Origin of the sequence: Clavibacter michiganensis subsp. tessellarius, assembly GCF_021922985.1 — a bacterium.
GTDB classification, from domain to species: domain Bacteria; phylum Actinomycetota; class Actinomycetes; order Actinomycetales; family Microbacteriaceae; genus Clavibacter; species Clavibacter tessellarius.
In genome coordinates this window covers 2,041,113-2,056,582 of the sequence record NZ_CP040788.1, presented here as the reverse complement: position 1 = coordinate 2,056,582, position 15,470 = coordinate 2,041,113, and the positions used below count along the sequence as shown (strand labels likewise).

Genomic DNA, 15,470 nt, shown 5'->3' with positions numbered 1-15,470 from the left:
CGTCAGCCCGCGTGCTCGCGGATGAACGCCGACACGTCCCGCAGCTCCGGCGCCGAGACCGAGTGCGGGAGGTCCTCGTAGATGCGCTCGGTGAGGTCGGTGTGGGCGCCGATCCACGCGCTCGTGCGCGCGACGGCCTCGTCCGGGATCACCTGGTCGGCCGTGCCGCGGCCCCAGAAGACCGGCGTCGGCGCGGCCGCGTTGGCGGCGTCGCCCGCGTGCTCGCCCCGCACCGAGAACCCGCTGAGCTGCACCGCGTACGAGAACCGGCCGGGCGCGAGCCGCAGCAGCTGGAGCGCGGTCGCGCCGCCCTGGCTGAAGCCGAGGAGGCCCACGGATCGCGGCCGCACGGGCATGGCGTCGAGCCAGTCGAGCACGCCCTGGGCCGCGGCGTCGGCGGCGTCCGGATCCGGGTCGCCGCGCGTCCCCGGCACGATCGGGAACCACGCGTGCCCGCCGTCCAGCGCGATCGGCGCCCGCAGCGACGCGACCACCGGCCCGAGCGGCAGGTACGGCGACAGCCCGAAGAGGTCGCCCTCGTGCGAGCCGAACCCGTGCAGCAGCACGAGCAGCGGTCGGTCGGCGAGCTCGGCGGCGGAGGCCGACCAGAGGACGGCGTCGGGGTCCAGGGGGAGAGCGGTCACGGGGTCCTCGTCGACGGGCCGGGCGGCGGCGGATGCGCGGACGCGGGGATCGGCCGGCGCCGCCATCCTCGCATCCGCGGCTGGCAGCCGGTCCGCGCGCCGGGTGGCCGCCGGGCTCCGGCCGTGGGTCACAATGGACCATGACCGTTCGCACCCCGGACCCGAACATCCCCGACCCGAACTCCGGCTGGCTGTCGGACGTGGAGCTCGCGCAGATCCGGCAGCGGCTGCCCCTCCTCTACGTGGAGGCCGTGCCCGTGCGGGTCGACGGCATGGGCCGGGTGAAGGACATCGGCGTGCTGCTGCGCGCGACGGTCACCGGCCAGATGACCCGGATGCTCGTCTCCGGCCGCGTGATGTACGGCGAGACCCTGCGCGACGCGCTCTTCCGCCACCTCGAGAAGGACCTCGGGCCGATGGCGTTCCCGCAGCTCCCCGCGAACCCGACGCCGTTCTCGGTCGCCGAGTACTTCCCCTTCCCCGGCGCGAGCCCCTACACGGACGACCGGCAGCACGCCGTGTCGCTCGCGTACGTGGTGCCCGTGACCGGCACGTGCGATCCGCGCCAGGACGCCCTCGAGATCACGTGGATGACACCCGAGGAGGCGGCGTCCGATGCGGTCTCCGCCGACATGGAGGGCGGCCGCGGCGCGCTGCTCCGCGCGGCGCTGGCCTCGGTGGGCGTGCTGCCCTAGCGCGACGGCGGGCCAGCGGTCCGAACCGACCTGCTGCCCGTCCGGATGCGCCGCCCGAGCGCGCGCTCCGCCCGGACGACGATCGGCCCGCGCCGAGGGCGCGGGCCGATGGTGATGCCGAGGAGCGGGCTCAGACCGCAGCCGCGCGCTCCGCGAAGGCCGGCGGCTCGAGGTAGTGGCGGCGCAGGTCCTCGAAGGCCTCGCTCGCGCCCGCGCCGACGCCGTAGCAGCGCTGCACGTGCAGCCCGTCCATGGCGGAGAGCACGACGGCGGCCGCGGCCTCCGGGTCGAGCCCGGGGTCGATGAGGCCGCGTGCCTGGTCGACGACGACGCCGGCCGTGATGCGCTCGAGCTCGCGGGCGCGGCGCTCGCGGAAGAGCAGGTGCAGCGGGTGGCCGGCGGCGGACGCCTCCGACGACACGACGGCGATGACGCGCGTGAGGCACGCGCTCTGCTCGCCGTCGGCGATGACGACGGCCGCGTGCTCCGCGACGCTGCGCGGGCGGTGCAGCTCGATGGCCGCGGCGAGGCGCTCCTCGCGGCGCTCCAGCACGGCGAGCAGCAGCTCCTCCTTGCCGGTGAAGTGGTGCAGCAGGCCGGCGGGCGTGATCTCGGCGCGGGACGCGATCTCGCGCAGCGAGCTACCGCGGTACCCCTGCTCGGCGAAGACCTCGATGGCCGTGCGGATGAGGAGCTCCCTGCGCTCCAGGCCCTTGCGGTAGGGGCCACGGGTGGCGAGGGCGGCGCGAGTCATTGGCACAACGTAGCCGGATGCGCCTGGGATCCCGCGCGACCGTCCCCAGGTCGTGCCTCGGCTGTGGAGGATCGGGGCACGGACGCGTCGTCGACGCGCGACGCGGGCGCTCGCGCGGGGCAGTCGGCGCGCTCCCGGGACGGCTCCGGATCGCCGCGCGCGGGGACGACGGAGGGCCCCCGTCGTCGACGGGGGCCCTCGATGCCATGCCGGCGCGCGCGGCGCGCCGTGCGGTCTAGCGTCCGCTGGAGACGCGGCGGTGCGTGCGCGCACGACCGCCGGCCGCGGCGCCGCCGGAGGCCGCGGGGCGGTCCTGGCGGGGACGCGAGGGAGCGGCGGACGAGCCGCCGCCGAAGCCCTCGGAGGAGGTGCTGAACGTGCGGGGCGTGCCGCCGCGCTGTCCGCCCGATGCGGCGCCGTCGCGGCGACCCGATGCCGCGCCCTCGCGGCGACCGCCGCCGACGGGCGCGCCGTCGCGGGCCGCGCGCTTGCGCTGCGCGTTGGCGCCCTGCGAGCGTCCGCCGCCGTTCGCGCGGCCGCCCTGCGACTGGCGCTGGGTGGTCTCGCGGACCGACTTCGTCTCGCGGGGCGCGGGCTTCACGTACGCCGCGACGGCGCCCGTCAGCTCGGCCACGGCGTGGGAGGACTCGGTGACCTGCTGCGGCGTGACGTGGATGTCGGCCTTGCGCATCAGGAGCTGCACGTCCTTGCGCTGCGCCGGCAGCATGATCGTGACGACGTCGCCCGCGGAGCCGGCGCGCGCCGTGCGGCCCGAGCGGTGCAGGTACGCCTTGTGCTCGGCCGGCGGGTCGACGTGGATCACGAGCTCGATGTCGTCGACGTGCACGCCGCGCGCCGCGACGTCGGTGGCCACGAGGACCTTGACGTCGCCGGCCGCGAAGGCCGCGAGGTTGCGGTCGCGGGCGACCTGCGAGAGGTTGCCGTGCAGGTCCACCGACGGGATGCCCGAGTCGGTGAGCTGCTTCGCGAGCTTCTTCGCGTGGTGCTTGGTGCGCATGAAGAGGATGCGGCGGCCGGAGCCGGACGCGAGCTTCTGCACGAGGAGGCGCTTGGCCTCGACGTCGGTCGCCTCGAACACGTGGTGCGTCATGGCCGCGACGGGCGAGTTCGCCTCGTCGACGGAGTGCAGCACCTGGTCGTGCAGGTAGCGGCGCACGAGCTTGTCCACGCCGTTGTCGAGCGTGGCGGAGAACAGCATGCGCTGGCCGGTGTTCGGGGTCTTGTCGAGGATCCGCGTGACGACGGGCAGGAAGCCCAGGTCGGCCATGTGGTCGGCCTCGTCGAGGACGGTGATCTCCACGGCGTCGAGGTTCACGAAGCCCTGCTTCATGAGGTCCTCGAGGCGGCCGGGGCACGCGACGACCACGTCGACGCCGGCCTTGAGGGCCGCGACCTGGCGCTGCTGCGAGACGCCGCCGAAGATCGTCGTGGTGGTGAGGTTGTAGGCCTCGGCCAGCGGCGCCATGGCGGCCGTGATCTGCGTGGCGAGCTCGCGGGTCGGCGCGAGGATGAGGCCGAGCGGGCGGCCCGGGCGACGACGGCCGCCGGCGAGGCCGCCGCCGAGGCGCGCGATCATCGGGATGGCGAACGCGAGCGTCTTGCCGGAGCCCGTCTTGCCGCGGCCGAGGACGTCGCGGCCGTTCAGCGTGTCGGGGAGCGTGTCGACCTGGATGGGGAACGGCGTCGTGATGCCGTTTGCCGTCAAGGCGGAGACGAGGGGGGCGGGCACGCCGAGCGCGCCGAAGGTGTCAGTGGACATAGGGGGGTTCGCCTTTCCAGGCAGGTGTCCGCCCCGACGTGCGTTCTCGGGAGGTGCGACGACGCACGGAAGCGGAGGATGGCGAAGGCGCCGATGGGCGCATCCGTTCGCCGTAAGAAAGATGTCACTCGACCCCGTCGGCCTGTGCGGCGATCTGATCGGGGCGAGGAGGGAACGCGTTCTCTCGACGCAGGGAGCACGGTGATGTGCTCGCAAGTGCCCCCACCGTAGCAGGTCAGCTCGGGAGGTAGCCCATCTCGCCCACGGGCACCTCGAAGCCGAGCACGTTCCCGGCAGGCGCGAGGGGGCACGCCCACTCCGGGTCGTAGGCGCAGGAGGGGTTGTAGGCGAAGTTGAGGTCGACCACGATCGAGCCCGGGGCGCCCGGGCCGAGGTCGGATCCCTTCACCGTGTCGAGCAGGTAGCGGCCGCCCCCGTAGGTGCCGCCCGCGCGCCGGTGCGACGCGTCCTTCACGGGCAGGTGCAGGCCGCCGCCGTAGCTGGCGAGGCGCCAGACGTCGAGGCTGCCGGCGTCGCGGCCCTCGGCGGCGGGGAGGTGCACGGATCCGAGCAGCTCGAACGGGACGACGCCGTCGGTGCCCGTCTCGACCTCGTGGCGCTCCTCGCCGCGGTCGTCGTGGATCTCCAACTCGAACCGCCAGGCCGGGTCGTAGTCGGCCACGTCGAGCCGGTCGAAGTCCGCGCGGTGCTCGGGCAGGAGGGGCGTGGCCGGGTGGCTGCGGAACATGTCGTCGCGGGTCCGGCGCCAGAGCGCGTGCGCGGCCGCGGGATCCGTCTGCGCGACCCAGCGCACCTCCGCGTACATCTCGTGCGTGCGGCGGCGCCAGTCGGCGACGTGGAGGGCGGTCTCGGCGGAGGGCATGGGGACACCGTACGCGTCGGGCCGCGCGCGGCGCCCGGCCGACGAGGCGGTCGTCAGGCGGCGGACACGCCCGCGCCGTCGGCGGTAGCTTCCGCGTCGTCCTCGGTGTCCGGCTCCCAGTCGTACGCCCACGTCGGCGCGAGCTGGCGCAGCCGGAACGCGCGCCACTGCCAGAAGGCCCAGAAGGTCGGCCACATCGCGGGGCCGAGGAGCCCGGCCTCGAACTCGAGCTGGTCGCGGAAGAGCGTCTTGACGCGGCCGTCGGCGTCGGGGCCGGCGGGATCCGCGGAGACGGCCATGCTGTGCCGCATGCTCGTGGGGATGGACATGAGGCCGGAGAGCCCGTGGCCGTCGTCGCGCACGATGCGCACGCCCTCGACGCGCGGCTTCATGTCGCGGAGGCGGATGCTCTGGCGGCCGGCCGTGAACGGCCCGGTCTGCATCGCGGCGACGTGCTCGCGGCCGTCCCAGCTGGTGGGGAAGCCGCCGTCCTCCAGCGGCACGAAGTCGACGAGCGGGCCCGCGACCTCCCGCATCACGGTGGGCGAGTGGAGCGCGCGCCAGGCGGCGTCGGGATCGCAGTCGAGGATGGTCTTCAGCAGCACGCGCATGCCCCCAGTGTGCTCCGCGCGGCTGGGCGTGCCCGCCGCCCGTCCGCGGTGGGACAGGATGGGACGGACATGATCAGGTACTGGGTGGGCGTCGTCTCCCGCGACCGCGTGCTCGACGGCCTGGACCTCGGCATCGCGCAGGTCAACCGCGGCGCCCGCGAGCCCGTCGAGCGGCTCGGCGAGGCCGACGGCTTCGTCTACTACTCGCCGCGCGAGTCGTACCCCGACGGGCAGCTCCTCCGCTCCTTCACCGCGATCGGCCGGGTCGCCGACGCCGCGCCGTACCAGGGCCGCGTGGGCGAGTGGCGGCCGTGGCGCCGCCGGATGGACTGGGACCTCGGCGCGGTCGACGCGCCCATCCGCCCGCTCGTCCCCGTGCTCGACTTCACGCGCGACTCCCTCGAGTGGGGCCGGAAGCTCGCGCCGGGGCTCCTCGAGATCACGCGCGACGACTTCGAGGTGATCCGGCAGGCGATGCGCCGCGGGGCGCCCGAGCCGTCGCGCCGCGTCATCCGCGGAGGATCCGGTCCGTGGACGCCCGTAGCATCGGATCGTGACCTCCTCCGCTGACGCCGCGCACCCCGACCCGTCGACGCAGGCCCGCTACCAGGTCCGGTTGGACGGCGGCGTGGCCGGGGCCCGGCGCATCGCGACCGGTGCCGACGTCATCGTCTGGGTGGACGCGCTGCCGTCCGTGCCGCCGCCCACCGTCGCCCGCCGCGAGGAGGTCCTCGCGACCATGCCCGCGCGCCCGGCCGTCGTGAGCGCCGGCCTCGCGGACGCCCCGGCCGTCGCCGACTGGATCCTCGCCCTCCAGACCGCGCTCGGCCGCCGGGCATACGTGGCCGTCGTGGCCGCGGGCGCGGTCGAGGCCGACGGATCCTGGCGCGCGTGCGCCGAGGACCAGCTCGCCGCGGGTGCCGTGGTCGACGCGCTCGCCGCCCTGGGGATCGACGCCACGTCGCCCGAGGCCGCCGTCGCCTGCGCCGCCTACCAGCAGCTCCGGCCGGCCGTGGGGCACCTCGTGACCGCGAGCGTCTCCGCCCGCCGGCTCGACGCCGCGGGGCACGACGGGCTCGTCGCCGGGGCGCTCGCCGCGGGTCCCGCCGACGTGGTCGTGCACCGCCTCCACCGCGACGCCTGATCCGCCGGGCCGTCTGATCCGCCGGGTTGCCTGGTCCGCCGGGCCGCCGCGACGTCGGCCCGCGACGCCCGCTCCGCCGGGCCGCCGCGACGCCCGGCCCGCCCTGGCCGGATCGCGACGCCGTCGGCCGCCGCGGGAACAGGCTCCCGGTCGCGCGTGTTCCCCTGTTCCAGGCGCCGCCGCCCGCGCGACGCACGCATCGTCAGGAAAGGCACCCCATGAAGGCACTGCTGAACGGCGTCACCGTCGCCGAGGCTCCCAAGGACGACCTCATCGAGATCGAGGGCAACTGGTACTTCCCGCCCCAGAGCGTCGACATGTCGCTCCTCGCGGAGACCGCCACCCCGTACCACTGCCCGTGGAAGGGCGACACGCAGTACTACTCCGTCAAGGACGGCGACACCGTGCTGCAGGACCGCGCGTGGTCGTACCCGACGCCCATCCCGTCGTCGTTCGACCGCGTCGGCCGCGACTACAGCGGCTACGTCGCGTTCTGGAAGGAGGTCCGCGTCAGCGAGTGACGCGGACCCGTCACGACGGCTCGGGGGCTCCGGCTCCCGGGCCGTCGTCGTCCCCGGGGACGGGGACGGGTGCGGCCTCCGCCGGGGTCGCCGGCCGGACGGGAGCCACGCGGGCCGGGACCCCGGTCCGCCGCTCCCGGAGCTGCCGCGCGCGGTGGGCGCGCACCTTGGCGCGGTTGCCGCAGCGTCGCATCGAGCACCACCGGCGGGTGCCCGAGCGCGTCGTGTCCAGGTAGAGCACGGTGCAGTCGTCGGCCGAGCAGCGGTGGATCCGCTCGGATCCCGCCCCGAACACCGCCACCGCGTCGCGCGCCGCCGACGCGAGCGCCTGCGCGGGCCGGGCGAGCGCGCGGCCGGCCTGGCGGGATCCGCCGTCGAGCGCGGGCGGGAGGTCCGGCGTCGCGGCGTAGAGGTTGAGCACGTCGACGTCGCGCGGCGCGGGGTCCCGGCCGTCGGCGATGGCCGCCGCGATGTCGCCGATGGCCTGCCGGAGCGTCCGGGCGTCCGCGACGTCGCGCTCGCCCGGCTCCGAGACGGGCGCGAGGTGCTCGCTCAGCCATGCGCCGAGCGCGGCCGCGTCGGGCAGCGTCTCGCGCGGCTCCGGATCCCCGAGCGCGCCCGTGTAGGCGAGGTCGAGGCTCACGGCGCCCGTGTCGAGGAACCAGCGCAGGCCGTCCGGGTCGTCGATCCACTGGCCCGTCGGCCGCTCGGATCCCGGCGCCCGGCTCATGCGGCGCCCTCGCGCCCGGCGGCGGAGCGGGCGGACGCCGAGGCCGCGGCGCCCGACGGCACCTCGCGCTTCGTCCACGCGATGAGGTGCGCCCGGTCGAACCGCTTCGAGCACAGCCCGCAGGCGAGCGGCCGGGTCGGCTTCCGGTAGCGGAAGTGCGCGTGGCCCGCCGGGCACGCGCCCACCCAGGGCGCGAGCTCCTCGGCGACGGCGCCCGAGTGCAGCCGCGACCCCTCGTAGCCGAGCTCGGCGGCCGTGACCTTCCACCTCGGGCCGTGGCCCGCGCCGGATCCGGCGAGCGCGTGCGCGACCTCGTGCAGCAGAACCTGGTGGATCTCGTCGTCCTCGAACCGCCCCGCCAGGTGCCGCGACACCGTGATGCGCTTCTCGCCGTAGTGGCAGGCGCCCGCGCGCGTGCGGGCGTGGTCGAACGCGAAGGTCCACGACGGGTCGAGGTGCAGCGCGATCAAGGCCTCGGCCCAGATCCGCACCCGGGCGAGGTCAGCCACGGCCGGCCGCCGACGGCCGGGGGAGGAGGGGGCCCATCACGCGGGCTGGGCGGCGATGCGCTCCTTGGCGACGTCGATCGCGAGCGCCGAGCTCTCGAGCTGGTCGCTGGGCAGGCCCTCGCGGGTGCGGAGCGTGTACGCGTCCTCGAAGTCGGAGAGGGCGTGGCGGTAGTCGCCGCGGTCGAAGTGCACCTTGCCGCGGTGCTGCAGCGCGAAGGCCTCCAGCGCGTACCACTCGTGCGCGCGGGCCTCGTCGACGCAGCCGCCGAGGTCCTGGAGCGCGATGTCGAGCTTGCCCTGGTACTGCTGCACCTGGGCGCGGCGGATGCGGCACGCGAGCAGCGTCTCCCGGTCGCCCGTGAAGCGCGCCTGGCGGACCGCGGCGTTCGCCATGTCCCACGCCTCGTCGAGCCGGCCGAGCATGCGCAGGAGCGCCACCTTCTCGGTGATGGCGGAGAGGCTGCGGAGGTTCTCGAGCTCGTCCAGGCGCTCGCCGGCCGCCCGCAGGTCCACCTTCTCCCGGAGGGTGTCCCTGTCGTAGCCGATGATGATCGCGGTGCCTGTCACGAGGAAGAGATTATCCCGCCTGGATCGGCATGAGCTCGACCCGGAGCAGCTTGTCGTCGCCGTCCCGCGGCGTGCCGCGTCCGTCGGTGTTGTTCGTGAGCATGCGCAGCGAGCCGTCGGGCGCGGCCTGCACGTCGCGGATCCGGCCGAACTCGCGCGTGTAGAACTCGGTCACGCGGTCGTCGGGGATAGGGTCGGTGACCACGGCGCCCGGCCGGATGACCCACAGGCGCTGGCCGCCGAGGCCCGCCATGAAGATCGTGTCGCCCGCGACCGCGATGCCGCTCGGGCTCGCGTCGTCGGTGGCCCACTGCCGCACGGGGTCGACGTAGCCGTCGTCGGCGGGGTCGTCGGTCGCGCCCTCCACGACCGGCCAGCCGTAGTTGCCGCCGGGCACGATGAGGTTCAGCTCGTCCCAGGTGTCCTGCCCGAACTCGGCGGACCAGAGGTTGCCCTCGGCGTCCCACGCGATGCCCTGCGGGTTCCGGTGCCCGAGCGAGTAGACGGGCGAGCCGGGCGTCGGGTTGTCGGGGGCGCCCTGCCCGTCGGGCGTGAGGCGGAGGATCTTGCCGGCGAGCGAGATCGGGTCCTGCGCCGCATCGCGGAGGTCCGCGTCGCCCGTGGTCGCGTAGAGCATGCCGTCGGGGCCGAACGCGATGCGGCCGCCGTTGTGGTTCGCGTCGCGCGGGATCCCCGTCACGACGTCCTCCGCCGGGCCGAGCCCGAGCGATCCCGGCTCGCCCGTGACGTCCATGCGGACGATGCGGTTGTCGGTGGGGCTCGTCAGGTACGCGTACAGCTGCGTGGCGCCCTCGGCCTCGCGCACCGCGATCCCGAGCAGCCCGCCCTCGCCGAGCGGTCCGACGCCCGCGACCGTGCCGGCCGTGCGCGTCGTCCCGTCGCCGAGCACCTCGACGATGCGCGCCGTGTCGCGCTCGCTGATGAGCAGCGCGCCCGACGGCAGCTCGGCGGTCGACCACGGCGACACGAGGCCCGTCGTGATCGCGGACGGGGTGCCCGACGGCGCGACGCCCGCCGGTGCGGCGTCGGTGCTGGTGGGGGCGGGCGCGGGCGGCTCCGTCGCGCGCACGTCCACGGGCGACCCGTCGTCGTTCGTGCAGCCCGTCAGCGCGACGAGGGCGGCGAACCCGAGCGCGGCGACGCGCGCCGGGCGGGTGCGGGAGCGGCGGTTCATGGGGACTCCGGTGGATCGGCGGGCGACGTCGCCCGGGGGTGCCCGGTCAGGGCCTCGTCTGGAAGACGCTGCGGGCGGGGGAGGGGGACGGCACGGCCGTGGCGTCGGTGACGACGGACGCGCCCGCGATGAAGTCGGCGAGCTCGCGGCCCTCGACGACCTTGGCGGGGTGCGGGCCGCCCGCGAGCAGGCGCGGCACGAAGTCGAACGGGAGCGGCGTGGCCGACGCCGCGAACACCACGTTGCCGAAGCGGCGGCCCTTGAGGACCTGCGTCTCGGCCAGCGCGGCGACGTGCGGCAGGACGTCCCGGATGGTCGCGGCCTGGCCGCGCGCGAACGCGAGCCCGTGCCCGTCGGCGACGTTGACGGTCATGATCCCGCCGGGCGCGAGGAACGAGGCCGCCTCCGCGTGGAACTCGCGGCTCGTGATGTGGGCGGGGGTGCGGGCGCCGCTGAAGACGTCCGTCACGACGAGGTCGACGGATCCGCGGAGCCCCTGCGGCAGCCGCCCCAGCACGTCGCGCGCGTCGCCGTAGCGGAGCCGGATGGAGGCCTTCCGCGACCACGGCAGGTGCTCGCGCACCAGGTCGACGAGGTCCTGCTCCAGCTCGATGACCTGCTGGCGGGATCCGGGCCGCGTCGCCTCGACGTACCGCGGGATGGTCAGCGCGCCGGCGCCGAGGTGCAGCGCGGTGATGGGCTGCCCGGGGTCGCCGAGCAGGTCGATGACGTGGCCCATGCGCTGCACGTACTCGAAGAACAGCTCGCCCGGGTCGTCCATGTTGACGTGCGACTGGGGCGTCCCGTCGACCACGAGCTGGTGGGCGCCCGGCACGAACCGGTCGGGCTCGATGACGGCCCGGTGCCCGCTCAGGGACAGGACGGTCGACGGGTGCTCGGGCATCTCCTCAGCCTAGGCGCCCGTCCCGGCCCTGGTCCCGGCCGCCGGGCGACCCGTCACCAGCCGCGCGCGCGCCACGCGGCGAGGGATCCGCGCTCGGCGCCGAGCGTCGTCGCGTCCCCGTGGCCCGGGTGCACGACCGCGTCGTCGGGGAAGCGGGCGAACAGGCGCTCCTCCACGTCGTCCATGAGCTGCGCGAACCGGGCGGCGTCGCCCTGCGTGTTCCCGACCCCGCCCGGGAAGAGCGAATCGCCCGTGAAGAGGTGCGTGCTGCCGTCGCCCGGCTGGAGCACGAGCGCGACGCTCCCCGGCGTGTGGCCGCGGAGCGCGACGACCTCGAGCGTCACGCCGCCGAACGTCACCGCGTCGCCGTGCGCGAGGCGCCGGTCCGCGTCGACCGGCAGGTCGCCGGCGTCCGCCGCGCCCACGGCGCTGGTCGCGTCGGTCGCGTCGAGCACGGCCGCCAGCGCGCCGTGGTGATCCGCGTGGCCGTGGGTCGTGACGACGACCGCGAGCCGGCCGACGGGATCCGGCTCCGCCACGAGCGCCAGCAGCCGGTCGACGTCGGCCGCCGCGTCGACGAGCAGGCGCTCGCCGGAGTCGAGGTCGGTGAGGAGGTACGCGTCGTTGTCCATGGGCCCGACGGAGGCCTTCCGGATCTCCACGTCGCCCGCCCGGTGCACGTGCGAGGGGCCGCCGGGGGTCACGTGCCAGGGGGAGCTCATGCCCCGACGCTACGCGTGCCGGGACGCCCGGCGGGAGGGCGACCGGACGTTATACACCGAGACACGCCGAGGATGCAAGATTCCGCTGGACATGGCGCGTCGCGACCCGTATGGTGATCCTTTGCGCTCCCACTCCCTTTTGCCTTCATATTGCGGTCGGTCATCGTGTGCGCTCGGGTCCATCCCGAGCCCCACCCGCGAGGTGTGGCGAGCAACTCCATCAGGATCGGCACGGGTCACCACCCGGGTCGGTCTCGGCGTATCGACGACATCGGAGCCCGACGGGGCCCACGGAGGTAATTTCCTTGGCTGCTGCGCGCAACGCAACTCCCACTCCCAAGAACGGTCGCGACGCATCGCGGCTCTCGTTCGCGAAGATCACTGACACCCTCACCGTCCCCGACCTGCTCGCGCTGCAGACCGAGAGCTTCGACTGGCTCGTCGGCTCGGACGCGTGGAAGCGCCGGGTCGAGGAGGGCACCGCGCAGGGTCGCACCGACCTGGCCCTCAACTCCGGCCTCGAGGAGATCTTCGAGGAGATCTCCCCCATCGAGGACCTGGGCGAGACCATGCAGCTCGGGTTCACGAACCCGTACCTCGAGGAGCAGAAGTACTCCATCGACGAGTGCAAGGAGCGGGGCAAGACCTACTCCGCCCCCCTCTACGTCGAGGCCGAGTTCATGAACCACCTCACGGGTGAGATCAAGACCCAGACGGTCTTCATGGGCGACTTCCCCCTCATGACGGAGAAGGGCACGTTCATCATCAACGGCACCGAGCGTGTCGTCGTGTCCCAGCTCGTCCGCTCGCCCGGCGTGTACTTCGAGCGCCAGCAGGAGAAGACCTCCGACAAGGACATCTACTCCGCCCGCGTCATCCCCTCGCGCGGCGCCTGGCTCGAGTTCGAGATCGACAAGCGCGACCAGGTCGGCGTCCGCATCGACCGCAAGCGCAAGCAGTCGGTCACCGTGTTCCTCAAGGCCCTCGGCCTCACCAGCGAGCAGATCCTCGAGGAGTTCAAGGGCGTCGCGTCCATCGAGCTCACGCTCGAGAAGGACTCCATCCTCACCAAGGAGGAGGCCCTCAAGGACATCTACCGCAAGCTCCGTCCCGGCGAGCAGGTCGCCGCCGAGGCCGCCCGCGCGCTGCTCGACAACTTCTACTTCAACCCGAAGCGCTACGACCTGGCGAAGGTGGGTCGCTACAAGATCAACCGCAAGCTCGGCATCGACAAGCAGCTCACCGACTCGGTGCTCACGGTCGAGGACATCCTCGCGACCATCAAGTACCTCGTCTCGCTGCACGCGAACGAGACGAAGATGAACGGCACGCGCGACGGCAAGCCCGTCGAGCTCCGCCTCGACGTGGACGACATCGACCACTTCGGCAACCGCCGCATCCGCGCGGTCGGCGAGCTCATCCAGAACCAGGTGCGCACCGGCCTGTCCCGCATGGAGCGCGTCGTCCGCGAGCGCATGACCACGCAGGACATCGAGGCCATCACGCCGCAGACCCTGATCAACGTGCGCCCCGTCGTCGCCGCGATCAAGGAGTTCTTCGGCACGAGCCAGCTGTCGCAGTTCATGGACCAGAACAACCCGCTCGCGGGCCTCACCCACAAGCGCCGCCTCTCGGCCCTCGGCCCGGGTGGTCTGTCCCGTGAGCGCGCCGGCGTCGAGGTCCGCGACGTCCACCCGTCGCACTACGGCCGCATGTGCCCCATCGAGACCCCGGAAGGCCCGAACATCGGCCTGATCGGCTCGCTGGCGTCGTTCGCCCGCATCAACTCGTTCGGCTTCATCGAGACCCCGTACCGTCGCGTCGTCGACGGCGTGGTCACCGACACGATCGACTACCTCACGGCCAGCGAGGAGGACGAGTTCCTCGTCGCCCAGGCCAACGCGCCCCTCACGAAGGACTTCCGCTTCGCGGAGGACCGCGTCCTCGTCCGCCCCAAGGGCGGTGAGGTGGAGCTCGTCGCGAAGGAGAACGTCCACTACATGGACGTGTCGCCGCGCCAGATGGTGTCGGTCGCGACCTCGCTCATCCCGTTCCTCGAGCACGACGACGCGAACCGGGCCCTCATGGGCGCGAACATGCAGCGTCAGGCCGTCCCGCTGCTGCGCAGCGAGAGCCCGCTCGTCGGCACCGGCATGGAGGGCTACGCGGCGGTCGACGCCGGCGACGTCCTCACGGCTGACGCCTCGGGCGTCGTGCAGGAGGTGTCGGCCGAGGTCGTCACCATCCAGCTCGACGAGGGCGGCACGCAGACCTACTACCTGCGCAAGTTCGACCGCTCCAACCAGGGCACGAGCTACAACCACCGCGTCCTGGTCTCGGCCGGCGACCGCATCGAGGCCGGCGAGGTCATCGCCGACGGCCCCGCCACGGAGAACGGCGAGCTCGCGCTCGGCAAGAACCTGCTCGTCGCGTTCATGCCGTGGGAGGGCCACAACTTCGAGGACGCCATCATCCTGAGCCAGAACCTGGTCAAGGACGACACCCTCTCCTCCATCCACATCGAGGAGTACGAGGTCGACGCGCGCGACACCAAGCTCGGCAAGGAGGAGATCACCCGCGACCTCCCCAACGTCAGCCCGGAGCTGCTCGCCGACCTCGACGAGCGCGGCATCATCCGCATCGGCGCCGAGGTCCGCCCCGGCGACATCCTCGTGGGCAAGGTCACGCCGAAGGGCGAGACCGAGCTCAGCGCCGAGGAGCGCCTGCTGCGCGCGATCTTCAACGAGAAGAGCCGCGAGGTCCGCGACACGTCCCTGAAGGTGCCCCACGGCGAGCAGGGCACGATCATCGGCGTCAAGGTCTTCGACTCGCAGGACGGCGACGACGAGCTCGGCTCGGGCGTCAACCAGCGCGTCGTGGTGTTCATCGCGCAGAAGCGCAAGATCACCGAGGGCGACAAGCTGGCCGGCCGTCACGGCAACAAGGGCGTCATCTCCAAGATCCTGCCGGTCGAGGACATGCCGTTCCTCGCCGACGGGACCCCGGTCGACGTCATCCTCAACCCGCTCGGCATCCCCGGCCGCATGAACTTCGGCCAGGTCCTGGAGACCCACCTCGGGTGGATCGCCAAGCAGGGCTGGGAGGTCGAGGGCCAGCCGAAGTGGGCCGAGCGTCTCCCGGACCACGCGCGCCAGGCTCCGGCCGGCACGAAGGTCGCCACCCCGGTGTTCGACGGAGCGCTCGAGGAGGAGATCGCCGGCCTGCTCGACTCGACGACGGTCACCCGCGACGGCGACCGCCTCATCGGGTCCAGCGGCAAGACGCGCCTGTTCGACGGCCGCTCCGGCGAGCCGTTCCCCGAGCCCGTCTCGGTCGGCTACATGTACATCCTGAAGCTGCACCACCTGGTGGACGACAAGATCCACGCGCGTTCGACGGGGCCCTACTCGATGATCACGCAGCAGCCCCTGGGCGGTAAGGCCCAGTTCGGCGGCCAGCGCTTCGGCGAGATGGAGGTGTGGGCGCTCGAGGCATACGGAGCGGCCTACGCGCTCCAGGAGCTCCTCACCATCAAGTCGGACGACATCCTCGGCCGCGTGAAGGTGTACGAGGCCATCGTCAAGGGCGAGAACATCCAGGAACCGGGTATCCCCGAGTCCTTCAAGGTCCTGATCAAGGAGATGCAGTCCCTCTGCCTGAACGTCGAGGTCCTCTCGGCGGACGGCCAGGCGGTCAGCCTGCGCGACACGGATGACGAGGTCTTCCGCGCGGCGGAGGAGCTCGGCATCAACATCTCCACCCGCTTCGAGTCGTCCAGCATCGACGACATCTAAGCCCGACACGACTTTCG

At 73.5% G+C, this 15,470-nt stretch carries 16 protein-coding genes; 5 read left to right on the top strand and 11 right to left on the bottom strand.

All coding sequences use genetic code 11. The annotated features are described in order from the left end of the window. Nucleotides 1-2: 2 nt before the first annotated feature. Nucleotides 3-644, bottom strand: coding sequence for an alpha/beta hydrolase (locus FGG90_RS09505; RefSeq protein WP_094131415.1), 642 nt, complete (start codon nucleotides 642-644; stop codon nucleotides 3-5). Between the two features lie 140 nt (nucleotides 645-784). Between FGG90_RS09505 and FGG90_RS09500 the strand changes: the two genes are divergently transcribed. Beyond that, nucleotides 785-1,339 (top strand): NUDIX hydrolase family protein, encoded by a 555-nt coding sequence (locus FGG90_RS09500; protein ID WP_043668722.1) that lies wholly within the window; start codon nucleotides 785-787, stop codon nucleotides 1,337-1,339. Between the two features lie 130 nt (nucleotides 1,340-1,469). On the opposite strand, the gene FGG90_RS09495 is transcribed toward FGG90_RS09500, so the two are convergent. From FGG90_RS09495 to FGG90_RS09480, 4 genes are all read right to left on the bottom strand, one after another. Next, nucleotides 1,470-2,093 (bottom strand): TetR/AcrR family transcriptional regulator, encoded by a 624-nt coding sequence (locus FGG90_RS09495; protein ID WP_086517224.1) that lies wholly within the window; start codon nucleotides 2,091-2,093, stop codon nucleotides 1,470-1,472. Between the two features lie 235 nt (nucleotides 2,094-2,328). After that, complete coding sequence (locus tag FGG90_RS09490; protein ID WP_094127697.1) at nucleotides 2,329-3,873, bottom strand: DEAD/DEAH box helicase; 1,545 nt, start codon at nucleotides 3,871-3,873, stop codon at nucleotides 2,329-2,331. A 235-nt stretch (nucleotides 3,874-4,108) separates the two neighbouring features. Further along, nucleotides 4,109-4,756, bottom strand: a complete 648-nt coding sequence (locus tag FGG90_RS09485) for a DUF1684 domain-containing protein (RefSeq protein WP_094127700.1) — start codon at nucleotides 4,754-4,756, stop codon at nucleotides 4,109-4,111. Nucleotides 4,757-4,809: 53 nt separating this feature from the next. Beyond that, nucleotides 4,810-5,367 carry a hypothetical protein gene (locus FGG90_RS09480; protein ID WP_094127703.1) on the bottom strand — a complete coding sequence of 186 codons (558 nt, stop codon included), beginning with the start codon at nucleotides 5,365-5,367 and terminating at the stop codon, nucleotides 4,810-4,812. A 69-nt stretch (nucleotides 5,368-5,436) separates the two neighbouring features. Between FGG90_RS09480 and FGG90_RS09475 the strand changes: the two genes are divergently transcribed. From FGG90_RS09475 to FGG90_RS09465, 3 genes are all read left to right on the top strand, one after another. Next, on the top strand, nucleotides 5,437-5,937 hold the full coding sequence (locus tag FGG90_RS09475; RefSeq protein ID WP_094127706.1) for an EVE domain-containing protein: 501 nt from the start codon (nucleotides 5,437-5,439) through the stop codon (nucleotides 5,935-5,937). Next, nucleotides 5,921-6,511 (top strand): 2-phosphosulfolactate phosphatase, encoded by a 591-nt coding sequence (locus tag FGG90_RS09470; RefSeq protein WP_094127709.1) that lies wholly within the window; start codon nucleotides 5,921-5,923, stop codon nucleotides 6,509-6,511. The genes FGG90_RS09475 and FGG90_RS09470 overlap by 17 nt, the downstream gene beginning before the upstream one ends. Before the next feature lie 218 nt (nucleotides 6,512-6,729). Beyond that, nucleotides 6,730-7,032: a DUF427 domain-containing protein gene (locus FGG90_RS09465; protein ID WP_086517219.1), complete on the top strand. Its 303-nt coding sequence runs from the start codon at nucleotides 6,730-6,732 to the stop codon at nucleotides 7,030-7,032. A 10-nt stretch (nucleotides 7,033-7,042) separates the two neighbouring features. Here the strand turns inward: FGG90_RS09465 and FGG90_RS09460 are convergent, their stop codons facing one another. The 6 genes from FGG90_RS09460 to FGG90_RS09435 are packed head-to-tail and all read right to left on the bottom strand — an operon-like array spanning nucleotide 7,043 to nucleotide 11,659. Continuing rightward, the gene (locus FGG90_RS09460; protein ID WP_094127712.1) at nucleotides 7,043-7,762 is read right to left on the bottom strand and encodes a CGNR zinc finger domain-containing protein; all 720 of its coding nucleotides are present in this window, start codon (nucleotides 7,760-7,762) and stop codon (nucleotides 7,043-7,045) included. Beyond that, the gene (locus FGG90_RS09455; protein ID WP_094127715.1) at nucleotides 7,759-8,271 is read right to left on the bottom strand and encodes a SprT-like domain-containing protein; all 513 of its coding nucleotides are present in this window, start codon (nucleotides 8,269-8,271) and stop codon (nucleotides 7,759-7,761) included. The genes FGG90_RS09460 and FGG90_RS09455 overlap by 4 nt, the downstream gene beginning before the upstream one ends. Before the next feature lie 36 nt (nucleotides 8,272-8,307). After that, nucleotides 8,308-8,838 carry a hypothetical protein gene (locus FGG90_RS09450; protein WP_094127718.1) on the bottom strand — a complete coding sequence of 177 codons (531 nt, stop codon included), beginning with the start codon at nucleotides 8,836-8,838 and terminating at the stop codon, nucleotides 8,308-8,310. Between the two features lie 10 nt (nucleotides 8,839-8,848). Continuing rightward, the gene (locus FGG90_RS09445) at nucleotides 8,849-10,033 is read right to left on the bottom strand and encodes a PQQ-dependent sugar dehydrogenase (RefSeq protein ID WP_094127721.1); all 1,185 of its coding nucleotides are present in this window, start codon (nucleotides 10,031-10,033) and stop codon (nucleotides 8,849-8,851) included. 46 nt (nucleotides 10,034-10,079) lie between these two features. Further along, on the bottom strand, nucleotides 10,080-10,937 hold the full coding sequence (locus FGG90_RS09440) for a spermidine synthase (RefSeq protein ID WP_094127724.1): 858 nt from the start codon (nucleotides 10,935-10,937) through the stop codon (nucleotides 10,080-10,082). Between the two features lie 53 nt (nucleotides 10,938-10,990). Beyond that, complete coding sequence (locus FGG90_RS09435; RefSeq protein WP_094127727.1) at nucleotides 10,991-11,659, bottom strand: MBL fold metallo-hydrolase; 669 nt, start codon at nucleotides 11,657-11,659, stop codon at nucleotides 10,991-10,993. Between the two features lie 305 nt (nucleotides 11,660-11,964). Between FGG90_RS09435 and rpoB the strand changes: the two genes are divergently transcribed. After that, nucleotides 11,965-15,453 carry a DNA-directed RNA polymerase subunit beta gene (gene rpoB, locus FGG90_RS09430; protein ID WP_094127730.1) on the top strand — a complete coding sequence of 1,163 codons (3,489 nt, stop codon included), beginning with the start codon at nucleotides 11,965-11,967 and terminating at the stop codon, nucleotides 15,451-15,453. Nucleotides 15,454-15,470: the final 17 nt, after the last annotated feature.

Bases quoted from the DNA above. Each gene is read 5' to 3' on its own strand.
- FGG90_RS09500 (WP_043668722.1), top strand. From the start codon at position 785: ATGACCGTTCGCACCCCGGACCCGAACATCCCCGACCCGAACTCCGGC.
- FGG90_RS09495 (WP_086517224.1), bottom strand. From the start codon at position 2,093: ATGACTCGCGCCGCCCTCGCCACCCGTGGCCCCTACCGCAAGGGCCTG.
- FGG90_RS09490 (WP_094127697.1), bottom strand. From the start codon at position 3,873: ATGTCCACTGACACCTTCGGCGCGCTCGGCGTGCCCGCCCCCCTCGTC.
- FGG90_RS09485 (WP_094127700.1), bottom strand. From the start codon at position 4,756: ATGCCCTCCGCCGAGACCGCCCTCCACGTCGCCGACTGGCGCCGCCGC.
- FGG90_RS09480 (WP_094127703.1), bottom strand. From the start codon at position 5,367: ATGCGCGTGCTGCTGAAGACCATCCTCGACTGCGATCCCGACGCCGCC.
- FGG90_RS09475 (WP_094127706.1), top strand. From the start codon at position 5,437: ATGATCAGGTACTGGGTGGGCGTCGTCTCCCGCGACCGCGTGCTCGAC.
- FGG90_RS09465 (WP_086517219.1), top strand. From the start codon at position 6,730: ATGAAGGCACTGCTGAACGGCGTCACCGTCGCCGAGGCTCCCAAGGAC.
- FGG90_RS09460 (WP_094127712.1), bottom strand. From the start codon at position 7,762: ATGAGCCGGGCGCCGGGATCCGAGCGGCCGACGGGCCAGTGGATCGAC.
- FGG90_RS09445 (WP_094127721.1), bottom strand. From the start codon at position 10,033: ATGAACCGCCGCTCCCGCACCCGCCCGGCGCGCGTCGCCGCGCTCGGG.
- FGG90_RS09440 (WP_094127724.1), bottom strand. From the start codon at position 10,937: ATGCCCGAGCACCCGTCGACCGTCCTGTCCCTGAGCGGGCACCGGGCC.
- FGG90_RS09435 (WP_094127727.1), bottom strand. From the start codon at position 11,659: ATGAGCTCCCCCTGGCACGTGACCCCCGGCGGCCCCTCGCACGTGCAC.